We start from the raw sequence: 24726 nt of genomic DNA on the forward strand, positions 1-24726 counted from the left end.
AGATTGTCCTATTGGTTCAAGCTTAGCCTCGATCGCAAAGTTTGACCTAAAACTTAAGCATCTGTGTTTGGCAAATATATTCGTAGGGACTCTCGCATGACCGCTGTAAATCTCTGGTTAAGTAGAAGGAAGAAGGAAGAGGGAAGAAGATCGATGTGAAGAATAGCAAGCTAGTAATACCAATTTAATGTGAAGTTGCATATATTTCGATCCCCCTCGCATCCCCACCCCCCTAGGGCGTGTTTTCTCTCCCCAAAGATCCCCCCCAGCCCCCCTTAAAAAGGGGGGGGAAAGAGTCTTTAAGTCCCCCTTTTTAAGGGGGATGCGAGGGGGATCTAAATCTTAAGGAGTAGTTTGAAAACACGCCCTAGCCCCCCCACCCCCCCAGCCCCCCTTGGGGGGGGATGGGGGAAGGGGGACGAAAGAGAAGAATCTTGTCCCCCCCTCCCACCAGGGGGGTTAGGGGGGATCAGATTCGGGAGCAGCCTCATAAAAAATTGGTATAAGCTTTCGAGCGATTTGGATCTTGCATTTAATTAGGTGGACTTACTTATCACTAATAAATTGTCTGCCGTCAGGTGCTTCGCCTATGCAAAATCGGGATGCTCCCAGGGGCGGGCACTCTTGACACCGCCCCTACTGAGGATGAAACAGCCCTGGGGGATAGGCGGATAATGGGATAGGATTTGACCTGTTTTGAAATTTAAAAAATATTATTTATTTTCAATAATGCACAATTATTGAGAATATAATTAAATCATTTATATCTTGAAAGTCATATCCTCAGAGAGTTTCAGCTCCTGAGAGCCACCGAGTGATGCACTCAATACTGCTGCCTCAGAGAAAGTGCTAGGGAAAAAACTGAGAACAACCCTCATAAATTTCGAGGGACGATCCCAATAAATTAGTAAGACACACAGCACGCTCTCCCAACCACTATGCTCAAGCTACTCCCAAAGTCGATCGCTCACAAGCATCTGGGCCCTGGTACAGGCGATCGACCTTTCAACAGAAAACAAGTACATCAATCCTAGGACTCATCCAATCAGTCAGAGAAAAAACACTACGATAAATCTTTAAGTCGCTTAAACTAAACTGGAGAAAGACTCAAACCGGCAAAAATTCCCTCCCCTGCGTCAGACTTAAAATCTTTCTTTATTGTGATTGGAGAATCGACAAAAATGACCACTTACTCTCATCGAGAAACCATTCCCATATTACCAGAGCGTCGAAATAATACCGAGGTTTTTTGTACCTATCTCATGCTCGATAACCAAAACTGTCCCCCACTGATTAAGTGGCAGAATATTCCGGCTCTCAAACGCAATTTTGAGTTATACCAAAAACACAACCAGACATTTAGACAGTTGTTATTTCAGCCAAATATCATCCAAAATATATCAATGTTTTGGCGGAATATAATAATTAACTCTGCGCCTACTTTTCAAGAATGGGAACCCAAAAACAGCAGAAAATTAGCCTTACAGCATTTAGCTAGTTTATTTGAAAAAAACTGCTATTATGCCAGCAAAAAAGTATGGTTAAATTCACAAGACCGCTCTTGGGACGAATATCTATCTTCGGCTCGCATTTTTGTTTATAGTTCCGATCATCTCGTCAAAGTGTTAAAGTCTTATGACGAAGCTCAGGCTACTCTAGATACATACATTCAACAAACCTTGATTAAGGAGATTAAAAATTACCACCAGATATGTAAATTTTCCCAGTGGCGACTGGTAGTTAAAAAAAGTGATAAAGAGCTTCGGGAAGCACTGCAAAGAGCCGGATATCAAGAACCTTACATTTCTCAATGTATCTTTGCACGCAAATACTTTCAACAAGTTTATCGCTTTAACAAAGTTCAGAATCCCGCCATGAGAAGATCGGGAGATAAATGGCTGGAGCCTGACATGGAAGACTTTCAAGCTGCCACAGAATGTTATAATGCAGAAAAGTCTCTCTCTTGTGCTCCCCATGAAGTTTCCGCAGGCTCAAGTATTAGCATAGAGCAAATGCAAGCTTGGATGAAAACCTCCATTGAGGTCTTAAAAAAATACGATCAAGTTATTATTTCTAGCTCTGAAAATATTCAGAATGTATCCGCAATAACTCAGCCACAAGACAGTGACCAATTATGGGATGCCTCAGAGCTAGAAATAATTAGTCTGGAAGCTGAAGAATCTGATTCAGAAGAAAATCCTCTATTGAATCAAACTAAACTGGATTTCCATAAAGAACTCGATCGCCTAAAACCGGATCAACACAAAATTCTCCTGCTTTATTACGGTTTAGGCTTGAAGCAAAAGCAACTGGAAACTCAATTAGGAACGAGCCAGTCCGCTATTTCTCGTCGTCTCAATACTATTAAGAAGCAACTCTTAAGAACCTTGATTCAACAATCACAACCCCAGGCATGGGTGACAAATTATGTAGTTGAATGGTTACATAAAGATTTCCGCGCCCCCCGGCACTCAGATTTAATTGAAGCAGCCTTAGTTCAAGCCACAAAAAAACTGACAGTGGAAGCTCAGCATATTTTGTTTCTGCGCTACGGTCAACAGCTCAATGAACAGCAAATTGCCAGTCAATTTGGTCTGAGTTTATTAGATGTGAAGACCATAATTTCTGAATCTCAGCACAAGTTACAAGCCTATTTAATCAAGGAACTACCTCTTTGGGAAAAAGAGTATGTCGAAGAGTGGCTCAAGAGTTTTTATTACTCTAAAATTTGCCTAGCTCATGAGCATCTAAATCTATCTTTAGAGATTGCCTATGACGGCGAAACAATTGATAAAATTGTAGCAGAATCCTTGAAAATTTTAATCGCTTATAAAAAAGGGGAATAAACCAATGTTTGATTTAACCAAATTACAACCAATTGATTCTAGTGATTCTTGCCTCGTCCGGTTGACAATTGACCAAGCAGACCAAGACACTGCTTGGTATCAAGCTCAAGAGCATTCTAATCCAATTGCTCGTTACAATGCGTATCTCAATGGCGTTTGTTTAAAGCCGTTTATGCAGTGGATTACAGAGTTGCTGGCAGAAGAAGGATTGCCTCAACCTTCAGTCTGGAAACGTCAGGATCTTGCTAGTATTTGGGAATTTGTCAATGGCACCGCAATTGAAATTGGTGATACTAGATTAGTTTTAATCCCCAGTGATGAGGGAGATTTGGAGGAATTATTTGTGCCGCAGGAATGGGTTGATATGCCTAATTGGACTGCTGATTATTACCTGGCGGTGCAGATGAATTTGGATGGGGATGATGGGGAGTGCTGGATGGAAGTTTTGGGTTTTGCGACGCACCGCCAACTTAAGCATGAAGGTAGGTATAATGCGACAGATCGCACTTATGCTTGGTCAACACAGAAATTAACCAAATCTCTCCTTGTCATGGACATAACTCTAGGCTTGAATTTGCAACAAGAAGTCCCACCTTTGCCAATTTTATCCGAGGTGGAATCGACTCAATTATTACATACTTTGGGTAATTCAGCGGTGTATTCTCCCCGGCTGCTAGTTCCATTTGGGGAATGGGCATCTTTCTTGGCTAATGATGAATGCAGACAACAACTATATAATCTGCGTTTAGGAATTATTCAGGAACCAGTGGTGGTTGAAAGTCAATCACGTTTAGTTGAGTGGGCCAAGACTTATATTCAAGCTGGCTGGGAGACGATTGATGACATAATTGAGAGGTTGGGACTGTTAGATTCTGGCTTAATGTATGCGATGGAAGGTGAAGGTTATCGCTATGGTGATTCTAGCAGCCAGAAGGGAATTCCGACATTGCTTGATTTATTGCGCGATCGCCGCCATAAAAGCAATCAATTGCGGGCTGCGGAATTATTAGGTTGCGTTGAGCCTGGAAATCAGGAGGCAATTTCCGCACTGACACACTTGCGGGAAACTACCGAAAATGATGCCTTGAAGCGCCAAGCAGCAGTCAGTTTGGGAAAACTTGACCCCAAAAATGCCGCTGCGGGGGTGAGAATTGGTAAGATGATTGAATTAAAAATGGAGCTCGATAGCGATCGCGTGGTGCTAGAAATCACTCTGTTACCTGAAGGAAGTGATAAAACCAATATTTTCTTGCGCGTATTACCAGTGCGAGCAAAAACTCTACCACCCAATCTGGAACTAATTATCCTAGATGAAGATGGCGAAGTTTTCTGGGAAGAAAAAGCACACCATTTTACCAATAGGCTAATGTATGAATTCAGAGGTGCGATCGGCGATAATTTCCAGGTAAAACTCGCTTGTGGCGAAGTTAGCATCACAGAAGATTTTACCATTTAACTAAATTAGGATCGGGAGGTCAAAAGCGATGAGCAAGCTTGTAATTTTGGAAATACGCGATGCTGACAATGAGCAACGCTATCCTGTCACCCTCAGAATTTGCGATAGCATTAATTATCAGAATTTTCAAAGTACAGTTAGCGGTAAATTTCCACCAGCTAAAGATTTGATAGAAAGCTATGATAATTTGAAGCGAAATCGCATGGATCGCGGTTTTGGTTCTTATCGCAAATTAGAAAAGCTCAAGAAAGCGCAAGTTACCAATGTTTCAGTGAAAGAATTAGCAGATGCGGTAGAAATAAGTGTAAATAATTGGCTAAATTTTCCAGATTCTGATTTTCAGGATGTCAGAGATTTACTTTTAAAAGTATTGAGTGCTCATAAAAATGATGTCAGGGTCATTATCGAAACAGACAATATTAGTTTATGGAGTTTCCCTTGGCATTTATGGAATAAGTTTCAAGAGTTTGAAGTCGAACCTAGTTTTTGTCTTTTAACTACTAATATTAATTCTGATTTGGGTCAAATAAATTATAAAGACAAAATTAGAATTTTAGTTATATTAGGAGAGAATTCAGATATAAATATCGCTGTAGATTTACAACTATTAGAAGAATCTATTGACCATAATAATGCAGAGATTAAAACTTTAACAGCTACTAATAGTAGCAAGCTTGATGACGAGTTATGGAAGCAGAATTGGGATATTTTATTTTTTGCAGGTCATAGTTATAGTGAAAATGATTACAGTCAAGGTAAGCTGGCTCTGAGTGAAACTGAAAGTATAGCGATTAAAGATTTAAAGTATGGTTTAGAAAATGCGATTAAGCACGGTTTAAAATTAGCAATTTTCAATTCTTGTGATGGCATGGGATTAGTCAAGGAACTAGCTTCCCTGGAAATTCCTGCGATAATTGCCATGCGAGAGCGAGTGCCGGATGAAGTTGCTCAGAAATTTTTGGAGCATTTTCTAAACTCATTTGCTAGAGAAAAGAAATCTTTGCGCGACTCTGTTATGCAGGCGCGGAAAAAGCTGCACGTGATGGATATTGAATATCCCTGTGCTAGTTGGCTACCGATGATTTATGAGCATCCGGCTGTGGAGTCTCCCACTTGGGATGAGTTGCTGAGGGGGAATGAGGAAGAGCGGCAACGTGTTTCGATTTGGGGCAATCTTCGCAGTGTGTTGGTGGCTAGTGTGTTAGTCACGGGTGCTGTGATGGGAGTGCGGTGGATGGGATTGTTAGAATCTTTAGAATTACCTGCTTACGATTATTTAATGTGGCAACGCCAATCAGAGCCCATAGATTCCCGCATCACAGTAGTTGAAATCAGTCAAGAAGAAGTTGATAAGTATGGTGGCTATCCGATCAAAGAATCTGCTTTAGCAGAAATCGTCAATAAAGTAGAAAAATATAAACCAGCAGCCTTGGGTCTCAATATATCTCGTAATCAACCTAGAATCAAGGATAATCGGGATATCACAGCCCGTAAAGATTGGATAAAAACTTTTCAAGAAAATCAAAATTTTTATACTGTCTGTTCCTACCAATCGTCAGCCGGAGATTATGCTCCACCTCCTGAATTTTCTCCGAAACAATTAACCGAACAAGTAGGATTTGTCGATTTTTTTGATAATAATATTCAAGACAATAAATATCAGACAGTACGTCGCCAACTATTATCCTACGATCCCAATTATTTACCTAAATCTTCTAAATGTAGCACACCTTACAGCTTCAGTTTTTTATTAGCATTTTCATTCTTATCATCCCAGAAAATTGAACCATTACAAGTTAATCAAACTACAAAAAATTGGGAATTGGGCGGAGTAATTTTTAATCGCTTAGCCTCACACACAGGAGGTTATCAAAGCCTCGATGGCAATAGTAGCCAAATTCTCCTCAACTACCGCGCCAATCGTCGGCCGGCAAAAATAGTTTCGTTGACAGATATTGTAGAGGGAAAAGTCGGCGAAAGTGCCATCAAAGGTCGAGTGGTCATCGTCGGCTATACTGCGGGAGTAGCTAGAGATGATTTTGATACTCCCTATGGTCAAATGCCAGCAGTATGGATTCATGCCCATATGACAAGTCAAATTCTTAGCGCCGTGATGGATAATCCAAAACGACCTTTGTTATGGGATCTACCAAAGTGGGGTCATCTGCAATGGGCTGATGCAGCATTTGTTTGGCTATGGGCTCTTACTGGCGGAGTGCTAGTGATATATATTCGTCCCCGGCTGTACTTGACAATAGTCACTTGTGCTGCTAGCTTGCTCTTATATTATATTTGTCTTGCCATTCTTAACCAAGGCGGATGGATGCCCCTAGTTCCCTCAGCCTTAGCTTTAGTAGCGACTGGCAGTGGATTAGTCATTTATAAAATATCTAAAAATCGACAGCCGGAATAAGTATCGTGGACAAAAACCTAACAACTAAATCTAAATGCGTAGGCTATATTTTCAACTAGCTTTTGCGACAGTTATTGCGCTGGCGATTATCGCGATTTCTCCTATATCTGTACAAACCTACAGTGCGATTTTTTTGAGCCAAGCCCCCTCACGCCCTCCTCAAACACCGCCACCACCACCACCACGGGATAATCAACCAAGACCCGGAACCGGACTTGATCCTACTAATCCATACTGCAAAAAGACAAGCAAGCCAATTACCGCTATTGTACCTGTTAAGAATCCGGTATACACGACTTCTGAATATCCAACTTTTTTGTTCTATATTCCCTACAATCCTGAAGATATAAACTCAGTCGAGTTTTCCCTGGTAAGTAGAGATGGAAAAAAGACAATTTATCGAAGCCCTATCTCTTTGCCAAAAACACCAGGAATTGTTAGTGTTAGCCTGCCAAAATCTCCAAAATACGCTATTGAACTCTATGAGTATTACCGTTGGTACTTCAAATTAAATTGTGAACCTTATACGCGCTCTACAACTGACCTGCCTCTGAATGGGTTTGTCGCACGAGTACCACTCACCTCCGAAGGCGAACAACAAATCAATAAAGCAACACCTGATATTTGGTATGATTCAGTCGCCCGTTTAGCTCAGCGTTTGCTTGCAAATCCTAAAGATGAAACTTTGAAAGTTCAATGGGTTAAATTATTAGAATTTGGTGGATTTAAAGAGCTGGCTGAAGAACCCTTAGTTGGTAATGTGCAACTCTTGGAAAAATAACTCAATAAAGGTTATATCAATTCCGGTAACACCGGAATGATATAGAGGACACGGCAGTGCCGTTTCCCTACAAGATTATTTTGGGTAGGGACACGGTACTACCCATTGGTGTCAACTTAAGGTCAAACCCAGTCACAGACTGTTGTTTAACGATTAAGGCCAGATCCCCCCTAACCCCCCTTAAGAAGGGGGGGACAGGAGTCCGATCAAAGTCCCCCTTCCCCCCTTGGGGGGGCTAGGGGGGGGTGGGGATTTAGGGGGATCTAGACTCAGGTAAAAACCAGATTTCTCAGGGCTTTCAGGCTTAAGTTGACACCAATGGGTACTACCCATTGGTGTCAACTTAAGGTCAAACCCAGTCACAGACTGTTGTTTAACGATTAAGGCCAGATCCCCCCTAGCAAAGAGAACCCACCCCCAGCCCCTCCGAGGAGGGGAGCAAGAAGGGGGGGACAAGAGTCTGATCAAAGTCCCCCTTCTTAAGGGGGATTTAGGGGGATCTAGACTTTGCTATGAACGAGAGATACCAAGGGTTTTAGGCGATTGTTGACACCTATGGGTACTACCGTGTCCTAATTTCGGCTAATAATTCCGATGCAACCGGAAACGATATTAATGGGGGTTATCTTTTTCCTAGGGTTTTGTCTCCTGGATTGTCTGATTCAATCCTATGGGATTACAGCCAATTACCAACGATAATATAAGGTGCCCAAAAATGGGGTTCTAGTTCTTCTTTTGCTTGAAAGTACGCTTTTTGAGCATTATGAAGTGCTTTTGCTCTTGTCATTCCCGGTTGACGCAACTCTTCATAAAATCTCACTATAATTTTTGTGTTGACTGCATCTTCTGCTACCCACAAACTTGAAACGGTACTGCGAGCTCCTGCCCGTATAGCTACCCCCGATAGTCCTAACACTGCTCTATCATCCCCCTGTGCTGTTTTGCAAGCACTGAGTACCAGTAACTCGATCGCTCGAACATCCTGTTTATTACCCCTCTTAATCAATTTATCCAAATCGTTACTTTTTAACAAGGTTCCAAAACCAACAAGAAAAGTTTTTTCTGGGTCAGAGCTAAACTGACCATGTGTTTTAATATGTAGAATGGGGATATTAGCCAAAGCCAACTCTTGTTGCAGGTTTGTTAGAGTAAAGTTTTCATTCAAAAATCTTTTGCTGATTGATATATTTTTTCCAACTCCATCCAATTCTTCTAATAATTTTTGGATTTTTTCAAAATTCTGACCTTCTAGTGTCTGGGGTAGATCCACACCTCCTAGCAACACTTTTAACTTGCTTGATTTTACTTGATTCCAAGGTTTAGGTTCGAGAAGCTGCAAACCGGGAACTAGAGCAAGAGCATAATCTTTTTCCATTAGATACTGATCTGAGCGCTCATCGTAAAGAGCTCCCATTGGGATACCCTGTAAGGGTCTGTCTAAGATAAATACTAATGTTTTCACATCTCGATCGCTTTCTAGCAATGATTCTATTGGTTGTATCAGCCATTTGTACAGTTTTTTTGATTCTGCTAAGACTTCAGGAGTATTACCTGGTTGAATCAAATAGGTTTGTAAATTTTTGATAGTATTTTTTACGAGTGTCTTTTGCTGGTAACTCTCCCGATACTCTAAGTCTTTTTTCCCAGGTAATTTCAAGATAATTGCCAAACGATTTGGTAAAATAATTGCATGGATAACTGCTGCTGTCGGATCGTATTTATCCGCGATCGCATCAATCTCTTCTGCCTTATTCACCACGACACAACCATCCCTAAAAAAGTTATCCAACTCAGCCACCTGAAGCGCCTCAATCACATTCCTAGCTTGCTTCAAATTCCCTTGACTAGGTTCATTTCCCTGCAACAACAAGTCCACAAATTCCCGATAAACAGGCTCTATTTTATCGCGAAAATCGAACTGTCCATCCCGACTAATCGGCACCAAATCGTTGCGTAGCGACTGTAACGTATTAAATGCGGCAGTATAAGCCCCGATCGCACCGTCAACATCCTTCGCCTCCCCATTCCGACGAATCCGCCCCAATTGCCACTGCCACTGATAGGCAAGATCCGGCGCATTTAACTGAACATTCTGCGACAACAACAAAGCTTGTTCCGTACACTGTTGAGCCTCCAGCCACTGCTGATTTTTTTCATACACGGTACCCAAATTGCCCAAAGCATAGGCTGTTGCCCTGAAATCGCCCAAATTCCTAGCCAATGCGATCGCCTTTGCACCCAATCTACCAACTTCTCCCGAAGACACAAACTCAATATTTCCCAGCACACTTTCAGCCACAATTGCAGAATTTGGCAAACAGTAATTCAATATCTTTTCTGAATTTACGTTAGACGAATTTGAAACATTATTAGGAGTTTCTAGTTGTTTTTTGAGGTCAACTAAACTATTCATCAAACTAACTTCCGCATAAACTAGCTTGTGACTTCGCGGCAACTTACTCAATTGAGATAAAATTTCTAAGCGCAATTGTTGGATTTCCTTTGCATTTCCCGTAAATTCACTTTTACGCTTAACTACAAGACTTAATAAATTTAGTTGTGCCTGGACTTTGAGAAAGGAATTATTCGCAGCCACATTTATAGATTTTTTATATAAATTTATAGCATTTTCGTAGTCTTTTTTATAATTGTTATCTTCTGATACAGACAAAAATTTGTTTCTATTTCCCAGAGATTGATAGGTATCACCTAAACTTAGTAACACCAAAGCTTGTTCTTGAGGAGATTCTTGTTGAGTCACAACTCGCTCTAATTCTTCCAGCAACTGTTGAGACTCTTTCAAATAACCAAGCTGTCTCCACACATCGCCAAGGAGACGCGCCCCGGTAATTTGGAGATTTTTTAAAGTCGGATTTGATGGCGTTTTGACACTTCGTTTGATTGTTACTAATTTTTCAGTAATTAACTGCTGACAATCCTGACTAGGAATGGTGAAGTTTTCTAGATTGTTTGATTCGACAACTGGGATGATGGCTTGACAAGCTTGCTGATATAAACCTAATTCTTGTAGGGTTTTAACTTGAGCAATTAGACTACGTTTCCACCCTAAATTATCCTTTAATTTCACATAAATATTCGTTGCTTGCTTCCCTGTTTGCAAAGCAAGATTGATTTGTCCTTGTTCCCATTGCCCATTGGATTGAATATCGAGAATTTGGGCGATCGCCTTTAATTCCCCTGGCGACTGTACCCTCGACTCCTCCGGTAACAAACTGCGACTTTTCGCGATCGCACTATTAGCCTCTTTCCAATCCCCCAACTGTTGATAAGTTAACGAAAGATTACTCAGGGCGATCGCCTGATTCAACCAATCTCCCCCCACCTCAAAACCCGCAACAGCTTGCCGCCAATACTTCGCAGCCTCTGCAAACTCTCCAGCAGCATAACTGGTTCTAGCTAAATTTTCCCATGCTTGGGGCGATCGCGACTCATTCCCCATCCCTAAATTGCCAGGAATTATACCAATTCCGGTTGTATCGGAATGATTTAACCGCGAAGGCGCGAAGGACGCGAAGGAAGAGAAGAGAGAGTTTAATAATTCCGATGCTAACGGATTTGATATTACTGCCAAATCATCCACCTGTTGCCAACTCACTGGAGAATTTGACACCCCACTTTTTGCCAAATTCGATATAGATTGAGCTTTGACATTGACCGTAAAAAATGCTATAAATCCAGCTAAAACTATTATAGTAAATAGCCTCAGACTGCGGCGAAATCTGGGGAGCATCCCGATTTTGTAAGGGCGAAGCATTCCGGCTCTAAATTTATGGCTATCGCTAATAAATTGTCTGCCGGAATGCTTCGCCCCTACGAATATATTTGCAAAACACAGATGCACCCGAAATCTGTGAAGAACAGGCTTCAAAAAGAGAACCTGGATAGAACCGAAAAATGTAAACCTTTTTCTTGCCATGTTGTCCCCCTCGAATTCACGTCAACTAAAGGAATACCCCAGTAAAAATTAGCCGACATAGTATCACCCAATTCCCACCGCAAACCCGTACCTACAGACATCAAAAATTGACGCTCAGAATTCTCTATACCCGAACTATTCCAAACCGTGCCAGCATCAACAAAAGGGGCAATTTGTAAAACTCCTAACCCTCGATCGGACCTGCCAACAATCGGAAACCTCAACTCCGCCGATGCCGAAATCCCATTATCAGCCAACAGAATATCCTGGCGATAACCTCTGACACTATTCCCACCTCCAATCCCAAATTGTTCTAGAGGTAAAAGCGTCCTATTCGCCAATTGTATATCAGTTTTTGCCACCAAAAAAGTGTCTCTCCTGAAGCGGCGAATCCACTGTCCCTGTCCCCGCCATGCCAAAAATCGGCTGTCAGGAGCCTCGCTATTAATAGTAGCATTAAACGCTCCCAATCCCAAACTAAATTGAGAGCGCAAAGCCAATAATTCATCATTATTCCGCACAGTCCAATCTTGAAAAAACCTGACTGCTGATATTCCCGTGCGCCCTTTCGCATCCGCCCCCGCAGACAGGGGAAAATCTTCCCCTAAAATGGAAGTGCCACTTTCTCGCCTAGTTGCTGTCACTCCTAGGGCTAATTCTTGTCTGGGATTTCTCAAGACAGGCTGGCGCAAAGTTAGGTCAAAATATTGTGCTGCTGCGGTTATATCAACTTTTTCAAAAGGTTTTTCGATGACGCGATTGTCAGTAACACCGGCTGATAAATTAATTGTGCCATTCTGAGGATTTAAGGGTAAAGTATAGCTGAGGTCAAAGGCATTGCTACCGTCAGTATTGGTGTAAGCAAGACTCAAGCCATCTCCTTTTCCTAATAAATTTGCTTCGGTTAGTTGTAGTTGGCGGCGGAAACTGCCGATGCTGGGAGCCCGTCGATTATCTAGTAGCAATGCAGCACTAAAGGTTTTTTCCTCCTCGAATTTAACTTCTAGGGCACTTCTGTGGAACTGGGAACCCGGTATTAATTCAGCAGAAATACTTTTAATTAAGGGATCGAGTTCGAGCAATCGCAGGGCATCTAATAGGCGAGGAACTTGTAAGGGTTGGGAGGCGCGAGCCAAACGGCTGCATACATAATTGAGATTGAGTCGCTGTTTTCCCGTCTTTCTTCTAACTCGAATTGATTCTAAACCACCTTCAACAATTTTAATGATAACTTCCCCAGCAGCGCCTCGGTTTTGTAACCTTTGATTTGGTTCTTCGCTAGTGCTAGGAATGTAGGCAAAGGAGTTGATATATCCTTTGTCGTTATAGAGTTTTGTTACTTCGGAAATCAGTTGCTGCAATTGGGGAAATGTGATTCTGTTAGTATTGCTATCTAATTTTAGAAGTTTATTACTAATTTCTCGTTCTAGGGTTTTTTGACTGAAAACGGTATTACCAATGAAGCGAAAATTAGTAACGGAGATTGCTTCGATTACTTCATTGGTTCTTTTATCTTCTGGTGTTTGAGTTGTGGGAGATTGCGGTTCGGCCGATCGCGCGATCGGACATTCATAAACCTCACTGGTATCAGAATTAGGTTCAGTTTTCCCTTCTTGTAAGCTAGGAGTTGGTTTAGTCTGAGGTATATTTGGCTCGGAAGGGACTGTTTGCGGTGCTAAAGGTTCTGAGAGGTTAGGAGTTTGAGCTTCGATCAATGTTTGTGCTGTAAATTCTCCTGGAAATAGGGGAACGGTTTGTGCTTGCAATGGCAAAAGCGTCCAATTACTTGCTAACACTCCCACAGCTATTTGTAGGAGGCGATCGCCCTTTTTCTGATTTCCTTTATTGACCATAGCAACCACCAGTAGGTTGAACTGGACTCTGGAGGGTAACAGTGGCAGGATTAGCAGTAAAAATCACTTCTCCTTTGGTGTTAATTGCCCAACCTTGAGCTGATAGGACGGGTCTGTTAGGGGGGCCGACTTGTTGGCGTGGAGCCGTCCTGGTTCGTTGTTCTACAGGGGCTACAGCATCGGCTAAACTGACGGCGGTTGAACTATTGCTAGGTGTTTCCGCCGGATTTGCTGGCAAGCCGCGCCCAATTCTGGTGAAGGTTTTGTCGGTTCCTGATTGTCGTTGATTGGGGCAAATTTGGGCGATCGCATCGGGATTGACAATGGTTTTTGGTAATTGAACCACGCCTTGAGTTGGGTCAATATCAGGCGTATTGAGCAGCACTTGGCCGTCCAGTTGGGGGCCTGCCAGGGAGGTAGCGGTGATGTCGCTGGTGAGGTTGGATGCGGGATCTGTGGCACGGCGCGATCGGGCACCGAAGATTCCTTCTGGGGCGGTAATTTCAACGCGGCCAGCTTCGCGGTTGACTGCATTGGCGGTGATGTCGCTGTTGATACCAGCAATTAACGCTCTGGTATTGATTTCGATATTGCCACCTCTGGCATCGCCTGTGGCGGTGACGGTAATATTGCTGTTGTTACGCATCTGTAAGAAGTTGGAAACTTGAAGATTGATATTGCCGGAGTCACCGGATCTAGTTTCTGCGGTAATGGTTCCTCTGTCTAGTCGGATGTCGCTGGCTGTTACCTCCAGATTGCCCGCAGAACCCGTACCCCTGCTCCCATCCACAGCCACACTTCCCCCATCCCGTACCCTCAGCATTCCCGTACTAATCGTTACATTCCCTGCATCTCCGGTGCCCGTTGTCACTGCTGTCAAACGGCTGGACAAGCGCCCGTCCGCCCTGACTAAGGGAGAAACCTCTGCTGGCACGATGGCGGAAGTTCCAGTCACTTCAACAGACTCCGAGGCATTGACTATGAGAGAACCTCCCCTTCCACCTGCAAAAGTATCTGCTGATATCGCGGCTCCATCCCGAACTGTTAACTGCCTCGTTGTTACTGTTAGGTTATCTGCATTGCCAGCACTAGAGTCCGTTTCTAACCTGGACTGGGTGAATAAACCACTTGGAAACCCATTTATACCCGTTCCAGTGAGTTCGACATATTCTCTGGCATTTACAGTTAAAGTGCCGGCTTGCCCGCTACCTTGAGTTGTTGCTAATACCTGACCGCCATTTTGAGCGATTAAGCGTTCTGTTTCAATACTGATATTGCCAGCGCGCCCGCTACCGGTAGTTAGAGCAGTAATGGTTGCCCGATCTTGAACAATCAACTGCTCGGCTTGAATGAATATATTGCCTGCATTCCCTGTGCCAATGGTCGTAGATGAAATTTCACTTCCATCTCGCAGAGTCAATAGTCTAGTTGAAATGGTTAAATCTTGTGAATTGCCAGAAGAACCAGGTTCAGCCTGAGTTAGTAAGGCACTGGGACTTTTACCATCTGCCGATCGCCCAATTACTTCTACAGACTCCGAAGCGGTTACACTTAATCTTCCCCCTGAACCCTCAGAAAAAGTATTTGAGGCTACCTGCGCCCCATCTCGTAAAATTAATCGACCAGTGGCGATCGTCAAATCTCCGGCATTTCCTGTGGTTGGTGTAGTTTCGTCTTGGACATCAACTTGAGCAAATAAGCCGCTGGGCAAACTTCCGTCAGCATTAGTACCACTCAATTCTATGGAATCTGTCGCTGTGACTGATAAATTGCCACCTCTGCCAGCCCCGTAGGTAGTCGTATCTACATAACCGCCACCGCCCGCAATCAACTGTGCTGCTTGAATCGAAACCGTACCCCCGTCTTGGCTGCCGAAAGTCTGAGAGATAATTCCTGAGTCCTCCGTCAGCACCACCCGCCGCCCCTGTACTTGAATAGTGCCACCACCTTCACCGCTAGCATCTACAGCCGCGCCCTGCGACAATTCAATATCTTGGAAGTTCTGAACCCCTGCATATCCTAGAACAAAGCCTGAATCATTGAAACTCAGGCTAACTGAACTGTTAGCACCCACACTGCCAAGTTCGATTCGGCCTCCCGGCGCTGTCAAAATGCCACCGGGAAACGTTATATCGCCACCAACTAGCGCTAAAGTTTGAACCGGTAAAACTTCTAAACCTACAGGGTTTTGATTTCCTTCGCCACTGTCTTCAAAAGCAGAAACCGCAACAGATCGATCGACAATTTGACCGGGATTCTGACCAAATTGCAAACCAATGGGAATGCTAATAGTTAGCAAAGGAGTTGTTTGGGGATTCGTAGCACTGAATGATGTACCGTCAGCAAAATTAATACTATTAGCTGTAGTGCCTAAAAACGAGCCGCCGATATTCAGGCTGGCATTCGGGCCAAAAATAATCCCGTTGGGGTTGAGGAGAAATAGGTTAGCGTTACCGTTGGCTTGAATCAAGCCATCAATGTTAGAAATTGACCCGCCTGTGACGCGAGTGAAGATGTTTTGAATTGTATCAATGTTGTTGAAAAATGCCGTGCCGCCAGTGGGGACGGAAAATTCGCGAAAGCTGTGGAATAGGTTTCGCCCCGCTTCTGTGCCACCTTCAATGGTGAAGTTGTTGTCGTTTCGGGTGACGGTGGAGTTGTTGGGTAGAGTGACATCAGGGGCAATTTGGGCGATCGCCAAATTTGGAAAACCACACACATAAAATAGAATACAGAATATTTTGACTTGTGTTTTATGGCTCACGGGGATGCACGATGTAAAAAAGGGCGATCGATGAAAATATTAAGATATTATAGTTCCCTGAGCGGAGTCGAAGGGAGGGTTTTTTACGAAAATACTGCACCCCAACCTTTAAGACTGGTGAAAAACCCGGTTTCTTTAGTATTTATAGGCAAGTCCCAATAATCTTACAATACAATGAGCTGAAGATATCATCATCGCCGGATTAATTATAGGGACACTCCAGGAACCCATAGCTGTCAACAACCAGGTAGAACCAATAGCCCGACAGGGGTTTAAACCCCTGTCTCAAAGCGCAAGTCCTCTTAAAGAGGACTGAAAAACTCATTAGTCCTCTTTGAGAGGACTTTCGCTATTAGACAGGGAATTGATTCCCTGTCGGACTCGCGGGATAACCAACGGACTTGGCCGGCTTTCAGGCTTAAGTTGACACCAATGGCATAGGTGTCAACTTAATAAATTTCTAGGGAATAGGTGTAACTGTAACACTTATATTTCCAATTGCACCTACACTTAAAACTGTAAAGCTGCCTTCATTAGCAAATGTCGAACCTTTAAAAGAATTATCAATTGCTTGGGCACTCCAGTAATAAGTACCCGGTTTTAAATTCTTAAGCGTCCAATTTTTATTTTGATTGACATTGCCCATCTGGACTACTTTGCGCGTGCCATTGCTATTAGCCATCGGAGACATAATATCTGAACCTCCAGGAGTTGTTCCTACCCGCAAGTTATAAGTCAAACTTGCTTGCGGTGTCTCAGCATCAGTACCAGCGTTCCAGTTTAGGGTAACAGAATTGCCATTAACTGAAGAAATCAGCCCTATGGGTGGTGTGGGTGCTGTATTTAAAGTGAAAATGTTGTTTCTGTAAACCTTGGTGCTACCAGATGAAACTCCCAATGGATTACCAACCAAAAGAAGATCTAGGTCGCTATCATTGTCATAGTCTCCCCAACTTACTGAACTACCAAAAACTCCTTGTAAGTTGGTACTAATATCACTAAAGCTGCCACCATCATTTCGGTAGAGTTTTGAGATACGGGATGGCGCGGCACCTGTCAAAAGAATATCTAAGTCCCCATCATTATCATAATCGCCCCAATCTACAGAACTATAATAAGCTCCCTGCAAGCCAGCATTAATCTCCGTGAAACTGCCACCATCATTACGATAAATCTTAGCAACAGGAGATGAACTGTTCTGCATTAAACCGGTCAAAAGCACATCTAGATCGCCGTCATTGTCATAGTCTCCCCAAGCTGCGTCACCCGAGAAGACACCTGTTAATGACGCATTTATATCGGTAAAACTGCCACTATCATTACGATAAATCTTAGAGATATCGGATGAAGACGAACCATCAGAATTACCAGTTATGAGAATATCAAGGTCTCCGTCTTTGTCGTAGTCTCCCCAATCTGTTGAACCCTGCCAAACTCCCTGTAAATTAGCAGCTATATCCGTAAAACTACCACTATCATTACGGTAGACTTTCGCAATCTTAACAGAGTAACCAGAAATAATAGTAGAACCTGTCAGAAGTATATCAAGATCGCCATCATTATCATAATCTCCCCAATTTGCTGAACTAGACCAAACTCCTGGCAAGTTAGCACTGACATCCGTAAAATTACCACCATCGTTTCGATAAACTTTCGAGACTGGGTTTAAGGTATTATCCAAACCTGTTAGCAGAATATCAAGATCGCCATCTCTGTCATAATCTCCCCAATCTACTGAACTATTATTAACTCCGTTCAAAGCAGCATTAATATCCGTGAAACTGCCACTATCGTTTCGGTAAACTTTGGCTATAGAATTTGAACCCTTTGTGCCTGTCACAAGAATATCTAAATCACCATCATTATCATAATCTCCCCAGGCTGCTGAACTGTAGTAAGCTCCTGCCAAATTAGCATTAATGTCGGTAAAGAGTTCTGTTGGTGCTTGATTAGCTACGATCGCAATTCCCTGAGAAAACTCCGAAGTGTTATTCTTCGGGTCAGTAGCCGTAGCAGTAATAAATTGACCAATGGGCACAGCTACTGGTAACTTAATCTCAACAGTCGCATTACCACTGCCATCTGTCGTCACATTCTGGAATCCCAGGAACTTCTCTCCCTCACCATAACCACCGCCACCAAAACTACCATCACCAAAACCACCACTGCCAAAACCAGAGTCATCTAAAACCTTGTTAGAGAAAAACTCTACCCTGAATGTAGTATTTGGAGTGCTATTTATTTTCCCTTTAATACTTGTATTCCCACTGCTAGAGATAGCTGAACTCAACTCTGGAAAATTCTGTAAATTGTTAATACCTGTATCAGCATCTCCTAAATCATTCACAGTCAATCCATTATTTCCAAAACCGATACCCAAGAGGTCGTTGCCAGAGATGGAATTAGATAAAATAGCATTGCCAGTGGAACCAGAACCGTTAATAAACACACCATTTTTACCGTTGCCGAATATCAAGTTCCCCGCATCAATCGTTGTCCCCCCAACCGTGTTATTAATTGCGTCCAAAATAGCAATACCATTATTTGTATTGCCCAAATCTTTCGTGCCGGTGACATCACTACCGATATAGTTACCTTGAATCAAGTTGTTATTGGCCGTTGCTTCTGTAATGTAAATGCCAACATTGTCATTGCCAGATATGATGTTTCGTGCTTTAACCGTTTTACCACCAATAATATTATTAGGACTCAAGATTGATATACCACTAAAGCCGTTGCCAAAATCTTGAGTGCCAGTGACATCAGTACCAATGAAGTTTCCTTCAATGATGTTGCCACCATTACCAGTCAATCGGATAGCATCAACACCAAAACGATTGATGGTTAATCCTCTAACTGTACTGTTGCCCGCAGAGATATATAAACCATCCACTGATACATTACTGCCATCTAATTCAATCACTGGACGATTGGAAAATCCCGGCTGAGTAGTGCCATCAATAATCGCTGAATCGGTAATCTGTGGCAGTGGTGATAGTGGTCGAATGGTAAAAGCATTGTTGCTGGTATTGTAGCCCGGATCTGTATTCGGAATCTTGAAGAGAACCGTATCCTTGCCAGGATTGTTATTAGCCCAATTTAAAACTGCCCGTAGACTCCCAGCCCCGCTGTCTTTGGTATTGGTAACAACATTGGGAGACTCATCTAGCTCTAATCCGTAAAGATTCAGCTTCCACTTGTTCCACTCTCCTTTCAATTGGTTGGCATTGTTATCGCTAACTTGCAACTTCCATTCACCCTTTGATAACTCGCCCCAGTGTCGGTTTGAGATAAACTTCCACTCTTTTGAATCGGGTACAATCTTATCGCTGTTGTTGGAATTTGGGATTTCAGGTATGGTATTTGCTAACACTGATTCAGTGCCGTCTGGCGCAATCAGTTTCACAGTGAAGTCGCCCCAGTCGGGATGTTCAGCATCAAGAATTACTTCTGCTGTTTCGACAATAATATTCTTGGAAATCGTAGTCTTCGCTTCTATTCCCGTTTTGTTACCATCAGGAATCGCTTTAATCACATTCTGCAAGTCAGAAGTCACTAAAACTTGCTTACCGACTGGTGTCCAATTAACCGCAGCTTTCACCGCAGCGGCCGCATCAATCCCTCCAAAGCCTTGTTCGTAACTCACCCAAAATCCTGCTTTATTCTGCTCCCATTTTGGTTTCCCTTCACCATCTTTGGCATTGAGGTCATTTTTTTGAGCCGTCTTGGCTAAAATGTGCTGCTCATCGCGCATGGTTAGTTTAGGATTAGCCTCTAGCATCAAAGCAATCGCTCCAGACACTAAAGGCGCAGCCGCAGAAGTTCCACCAAAATCGTTAGCATAGGGAGATCCATTTTCAAAAATGTCTGTTGTGGTAATCCCTTGTGGGTTATTGGGATCGCCATTATCGGAGGATGCTGAAATGAAAATTGCCGATCCGGGTGTACTGTAAGTGACGTGATTTCCTGCTTTATCGATCGCACCTACAGCGATCGCATTACGGGAACTAGCAAAACTATTATAATTGACATTCCCGTTGAAGTTCCCTTCATTGCCACCAGCAAATACATAGGTATTTCCCAGCCCATTTCGACCTTTGGTAACTCCAGTTTGCAAGGCTTGCAAAGCTAAAGGTTGCCGGCTCATGTATTGAGGACCCCAACTATTATTGAAAATATCGATCGACTGATTGCGATTAGATTGTCCGGGTTGTGTCTGAGGATCGAACAAAGCATCAGCAACCTGTTTTCCATCAGGGTCAACCTTATAATTGAGTGGATCGGTGTTACCAAATAGTCGCAGTCCTGCTAATTTCGCTTCAGGAGCTACACCAACTATACCTTTGCCGTTTTCACTAGCTGCTGCAATTCCTGCAACCGCAGTTCCGTGAGGGTTAGCAGTGTTAATTTGTAATGTCCAGCGTTTCAAAAGCTCTTGGCTAAGCTGGCGCATTTCGTCGGCATCATACTCATCTGGATTGGGATTATTAATTTCTAATTGCCAATTTCCACCCGCATAACTCCCATAAAATTGACCTTGATTTAGATTGAAACTTTGAGGGCTACTTCCAGTCAAATTAAGCTTGACCTTTTGCGTGAATTTCAAATCATCCCTACCAGGCCACCATATTCCTGCACCAAAAGAAGTACGTCGATAAAAAAGATCGAATGCAGATTCGCTAGGACTGTATAGAAATACTTTTAACTCTTCAAGTTTGGGCAAATTAGGTGGTAGAGATTGACTGAACTCGAAACTAGCCTGAACATCTTTTACCATTCCCGTCAAATTCACAGGAATAGAAAAGTTGATACTACTCCAACTATTCACTTTTGGATTGGAAAGATCCGCTAAAAATGTAGTTGTCGATGTTGGCAATGGATCGCTATCTTTATCAGTAAAATCCCAACTCAAATTAGAGTTGTACCGACTTGCTAAATCTCGGTGATTGTATTCCAAACCATCATCAACAATCGCAATAGTCGCACCCCTCCCTCGCACTGTTTGAGAACTTGCAGGATTAATTACATCCCAAGTTGCGGGGACATTCGCATTCTGTAAATTCCATTGATCTTTGTATAAGGTGTCCTTCGGTTCGTACAACAAATTTAATCTGACAGGAACTTGGGGGTAAGCATATTCTACTCCTGATAGTTTTGTTAACCGATCCGCCACATCTTTTGGAGCTACTCCCTCTGGAAATTGCCAAACAAAAGTGTTAGGAATGTGGCCAGTATCCCCCTGATTTGTAGCACCAATACTAGCTGCTAATTGCTGTGAAGACTGTCCAGGTGTCAGCCAAACCACCCACTCCTTTGTTTCTGCTAAAGCTTCGGGCGGGTAGCTGTCGAGATTTGCAGCACCTGCGATCGCCAATCTGACTTCATCAGACAACCCATCTTCACCCGGATCGCTAATCAGCGCAAACTTTTGACTCGATACTGTACTAGCATTACCTACTTTATCATAGGCGATCGCCGACAATTGATAACGACCCGGTGCTAAACTGGTCAAATTATCACTAAAATTGAATCTACCAAACCCATCGCTATCAGTGGTGAATTCAGTAACATCATTAGCGATTTCAATTTTCTCACCACCTTCTTTTTGGAACCAGAAATCGACTTTAGCAATATCGCTGACTCCTTGATCGTCAAAAACCTTAGCGCCATTAAAACTAATTTTTTCACCCTTGGTATAAAGGGGTAAAGTTCTAAATTGTAAATCTCTTGGCGCTGTATTCGTTGGAGTTGGCGTTGGAGTTATTGTCGGAGTTGGAGTTGGCGTTGGAGTTATTGTCGGAGTTGGTGTTGGAGTTGGCGTTGGAGTTATTGTCGGAGTTGGTGTTGGAGTTGGCGTTGGAGTTATTGTCGGAGTTGGAGTTGGCGTTGGAGTTATTGTCGGAGTTGGAGTTGGCGTTGGAGTTATTGTCGGAGTTGGAGTTGGCGTTGGAGTTATTGTCGGAGTTGGAGTTGGCGTTGGAGTTATTGTCGGAGTTGGAGTTGGCGTTGGAGTTATTGTCGGAGTTGGAGTTGGCGTTGGAGTTATTGTCGGAGTTGGAGTTGGCGTTGGAGTTATTGTCGGAGTTGGAGTTGGAGTTGGAGTTATTGTCGGAGTTGGAGTTGGAGTTGGAGTTATTGTCGGAGTTGGAGTTGGAGTTGGAGTTATTGTCGGAGTTGGAGTTGGAGTTATTGTCGGAGTTGGAGTTGGTGTTGGCGTTGGAGTTGGAGTTGGAGTTATTGTCGGAGTCGGGATAGCTTCCTTGACAGTCAAACTTTTGACTACCGTATTGCTGGTAGCCCCTTCTTTATCATAGGCGATCGCCTTTACCTCATACTTCCCTACACTCAAATCCGGCAAAGAATAGCTAAAATTTCCCCATCCAAGGCCATCAGCCACGAAAGTTACAGCATTACCAACCTTAATCAATGCACCGCCTTCCTTTTGCACCGAAAATTCTACACTTTTCAGGTTATCAACACCATCAGCATCGTAAACTTTACCACCCGTAAAGCTAATGTTGTCTCCCACCGTGTATGTACTTGAACTCTCAAATTGCAAGTCTTTTGGTGCTGTATTTACTGGTATCGGCGTTGGAGTAGGCGTTGGAGTAGGCGTTGGAGTAGGCGTTGGAGTAGGCGTTGGAGTAGGCGTTGGAGTCGGTGTTGGTGTTGGAGTTGGAGTTATTGTCGGTGTCGGTGTTGGAGTTATTGTCGGTGTCGGTGTTGGCGTTGGTGTTGGCGTTATTGTCGGTGTTGGCGTTGGAGTTATTGTCGGTGTTGGTGTTGGCGGAACCACCACTTCAGGATTTTTGACTGTAAATTCTTTAGTCACCACAGTGCTAGAATCACCTGTTCGATCGTAGGCGATCGCAGTCAATTGATAATCACCAATTCCTAAGCTATTGAGCGAGTAGTCAAAACTTGCCAACCCAGCGCTATCGGCTGTAAAATTTACAGCATCATTGCCTAGCTTTTGCCAATTATTCTTATCTTTATTGAGCCAAAAACTTACTTGCTTGAGGTCACTAACTCCTTCCGCATCATATACTTTAGCACCAGTCAAACTAACTATATCTTTGGGATTGTAAATATCTTTGACATTGAATTGTAAGGAAGTAGGTGCTGTATTTTTAGGTACTAAATTAACTTGGTCGTTAATGTATTTCACTACCTCTGGCAATTTCGGTCGCCAATCAAGTGTAGGCTCGATCACCTGAGCGAGTGCGATCGCCTTTCCTGTCGCATTCGTGATTTGAAAAATCGTATCATTATAATCGCGATCGCTCCCTAAATCCACCCGTAAATCTTCCATGACAAACACATTGCCATTCTCATTCACATCTGCTATTTGACCTATATGAAAAGCCTCAGATGGATTAGCTTTAGCCAGCGAAAACAAAGGACGTTTCGTACTACCGATACTGGGATTATTAAACACTTCTTGTACCGTCCCATTCGGAACCAGCATCAGCCCAAATTTATCCCCAGGTCTCATCGTAAAGTATTGAGCACCTTTATATTCTCCAGAATTCTGGTTAGCTTCCCAGGGTAAAACCGCATCAAACTTAGCTCCTTGATTGAAGTCAGAAATTACCACATGACCAAAATAGGAATTGCTGATAATTCGCCGACTGGTTTCCTTAATAAACTCCACAGAATCGGGATTAAATTCTCCAATTCCCTCCAAGCTGAACATCCCAATTTCACCTTGGAATGTGCCACCATCCAGCAGCAAATCAAAACCTACTTCCCCTTGTGGATGAACATCAAAAAAACCTGATTCAAAAGGTGAACCGGTCAGAGAATCAATAGTTAGCTTATAATTGGTATCACTAGCTGCTTGTTGAACTTCTAAAGAATAGTTGCCTATTTCTAAATTGCCAAAATTGATGACTTGAGGAGCGAGGGGGTCTAGTTGCGTTATGGATAAAATCCTGTCAGTGCTATCTTTTAGTAGCCAGTTTATAGGAGCGCTTAAACCAGAAAATGATATATTCAGATTGCTCGGTTCCGTAATCTTAAATTTATAAGTATCATCGGGGGCTGCAAGGTTAACCGAGTCTTGGTGACTGTATGTATTTTTAAAATTACTAATATCTAAAATCGACATTGTTTATATTCCCCTGATAAATTGACAACACACAAAAAAAATAGCCTTAATTTTGGCTGTGAGCAAAATACGCAGGATTTAAAATGCCGATGTGTCGCCGAAACTCGCCAAGCAGTTTCACGGAAAAAATAAGTGATACTTATGATTCCCTGATTCTCAGCTTAGTCTTCGACTTGCTTTAACAGCAATTCAATTCGTTTGCAGATGCTTCTAACCCTGAAATTGAAAGTCAGAACAGATATATGAATATCATGTACTTGATTTTTGGTTGAATTTTTATCTAGACCGTTAGCATTATAGGTGAATTTTAGAGCTATATTGCATTTTTTTATAAATATTTTGCTTTCCGCCTGCTGTGACCAATAAAGCTAAACTCACGGGATTACAAGAAAGTGAGAGCAAAAAGAAGAAAACAGCAGAAAAAAGCCATAAAATAAATATTTTCATCCCTTAAGAAACCCTTGATGGCCATCCCCCATGCCCCGACACACTATATCCGCATAACCACTTAACAGGTTAAAATATTTATACCAACCCCCAAGGAGGTTCTATAATTCTGTCATTCC

General features: G+C 42.8%; 8 protein-coding genes. 4 read left to right on the top strand and 4 right to left on the bottom strand.

Annotation, left to right across the window (positions count from 1 at the left end; all coding sequences use genetic code 11):
• The first annotated feature begins 1181 nt into the window (after nt 1–1181).
• From P2A85_RS27975 to P2A85_RS27990, 4 genes are all read left to right on the top strand, one after another.
• Complete coding sequence (locus tag P2A85_RS27975) at nt 1182–2846, top strand: sigma-70 family RNA polymerase sigma factor (protein WP_377476729.1); 1665 nt, start codon at nt 1182–1184, stop codon at nt 2844–2846.
• 4 nt (nt 2847–2850) lie between these two features.
• Entirely contained in the window at nt 2851–4302 is a 1452-nt protein-coding gene (locus P2A85_RS27980) for a DUF1822 family protein (protein ID WP_377476730.1), read from the top strand.
• Nucleotides 4303–4330: 28 nt separating this feature from the next.
• Nucleotides 4331–6715 (top strand): CHASE2 domain-containing protein, encoded by a 2385-nt coding sequence (locus P2A85_RS27985; RefSeq protein WP_377476731.1) that lies wholly within the window; start codon nt 4331–4333, stop codon nt 6713–6715.
• Between the two features lie 133 nt (nt 6716–6848).
• Nucleotides 6849–7496, top strand: coding sequence for a DUF928 domain-containing protein (locus tag P2A85_RS27990; RefSeq protein ID WP_377476732.1), 648 nt, complete (start codon nt 6849–6851; stop codon nt 7494–7496).
• Nucleotides 7497–8172: 676 nt separating this feature from the next.
• On the opposite strand, the gene P2A85_RS27995 is transcribed toward P2A85_RS27990, so the two are convergent.
• The 4 genes from P2A85_RS27995 to P2A85_RS28010 all read right to left on the bottom strand — a co-directional run bounded on the left by P2A85_RS27995 (nt 8173) and on the right by P2A85_RS28010 (nt 24160).
• A complete protein-coding gene (locus tag P2A85_RS27995) occupies nt 8173–11127 on the bottom strand; it encodes a CHAT domain-containing protein (RefSeq protein ID WP_377476733.1) in 2955 nt (984 codons plus the stop codon).
• Between the two features lie 254 nt (nt 11128–11381).
• Entirely contained in the window at nt 11382–13286 is a 1905-nt protein-coding gene (locus tag P2A85_RS28000; RefSeq protein ID WP_377476734.1) for a ShlB/FhaC/HecB family hemolysin secretion/activation protein, read from the bottom strand.
• Nucleotides 13276–16050: a filamentous hemagglutinin N-terminal domain-containing protein gene (locus P2A85_RS28005; protein WP_377476735.1), complete on the bottom strand. Its 2775-nt coding sequence runs from the start codon at nt 16048–16050 to the stop codon at nt 13276–13278. The genes P2A85_RS28000 and P2A85_RS28005 overlap by 11 nt, the downstream gene beginning before the upstream one ends.
• A gap of 460 nt (nt 16051–16510) precedes the next feature.
• Entirely contained in the window at nt 16511–24160 is a 7650-nt protein-coding gene (locus P2A85_RS28010) for a S8 family serine peptidase (protein ID WP_377476736.1), read from the bottom strand.
• Nucleotides 24161–24726 lie beyond the last annotated feature (566 nt).

Origin of the sequence: Microcoleus anatoxicus, from assembly GCF_042465725.1 — a bacterium.
Taxonomy (GTDB): domain Bacteria; phylum Cyanobacteriota; class Cyanobacteriia; order Cyanobacteriales; family Microcoleaceae; genus Microcoleus; species Microcoleus anatoxicus.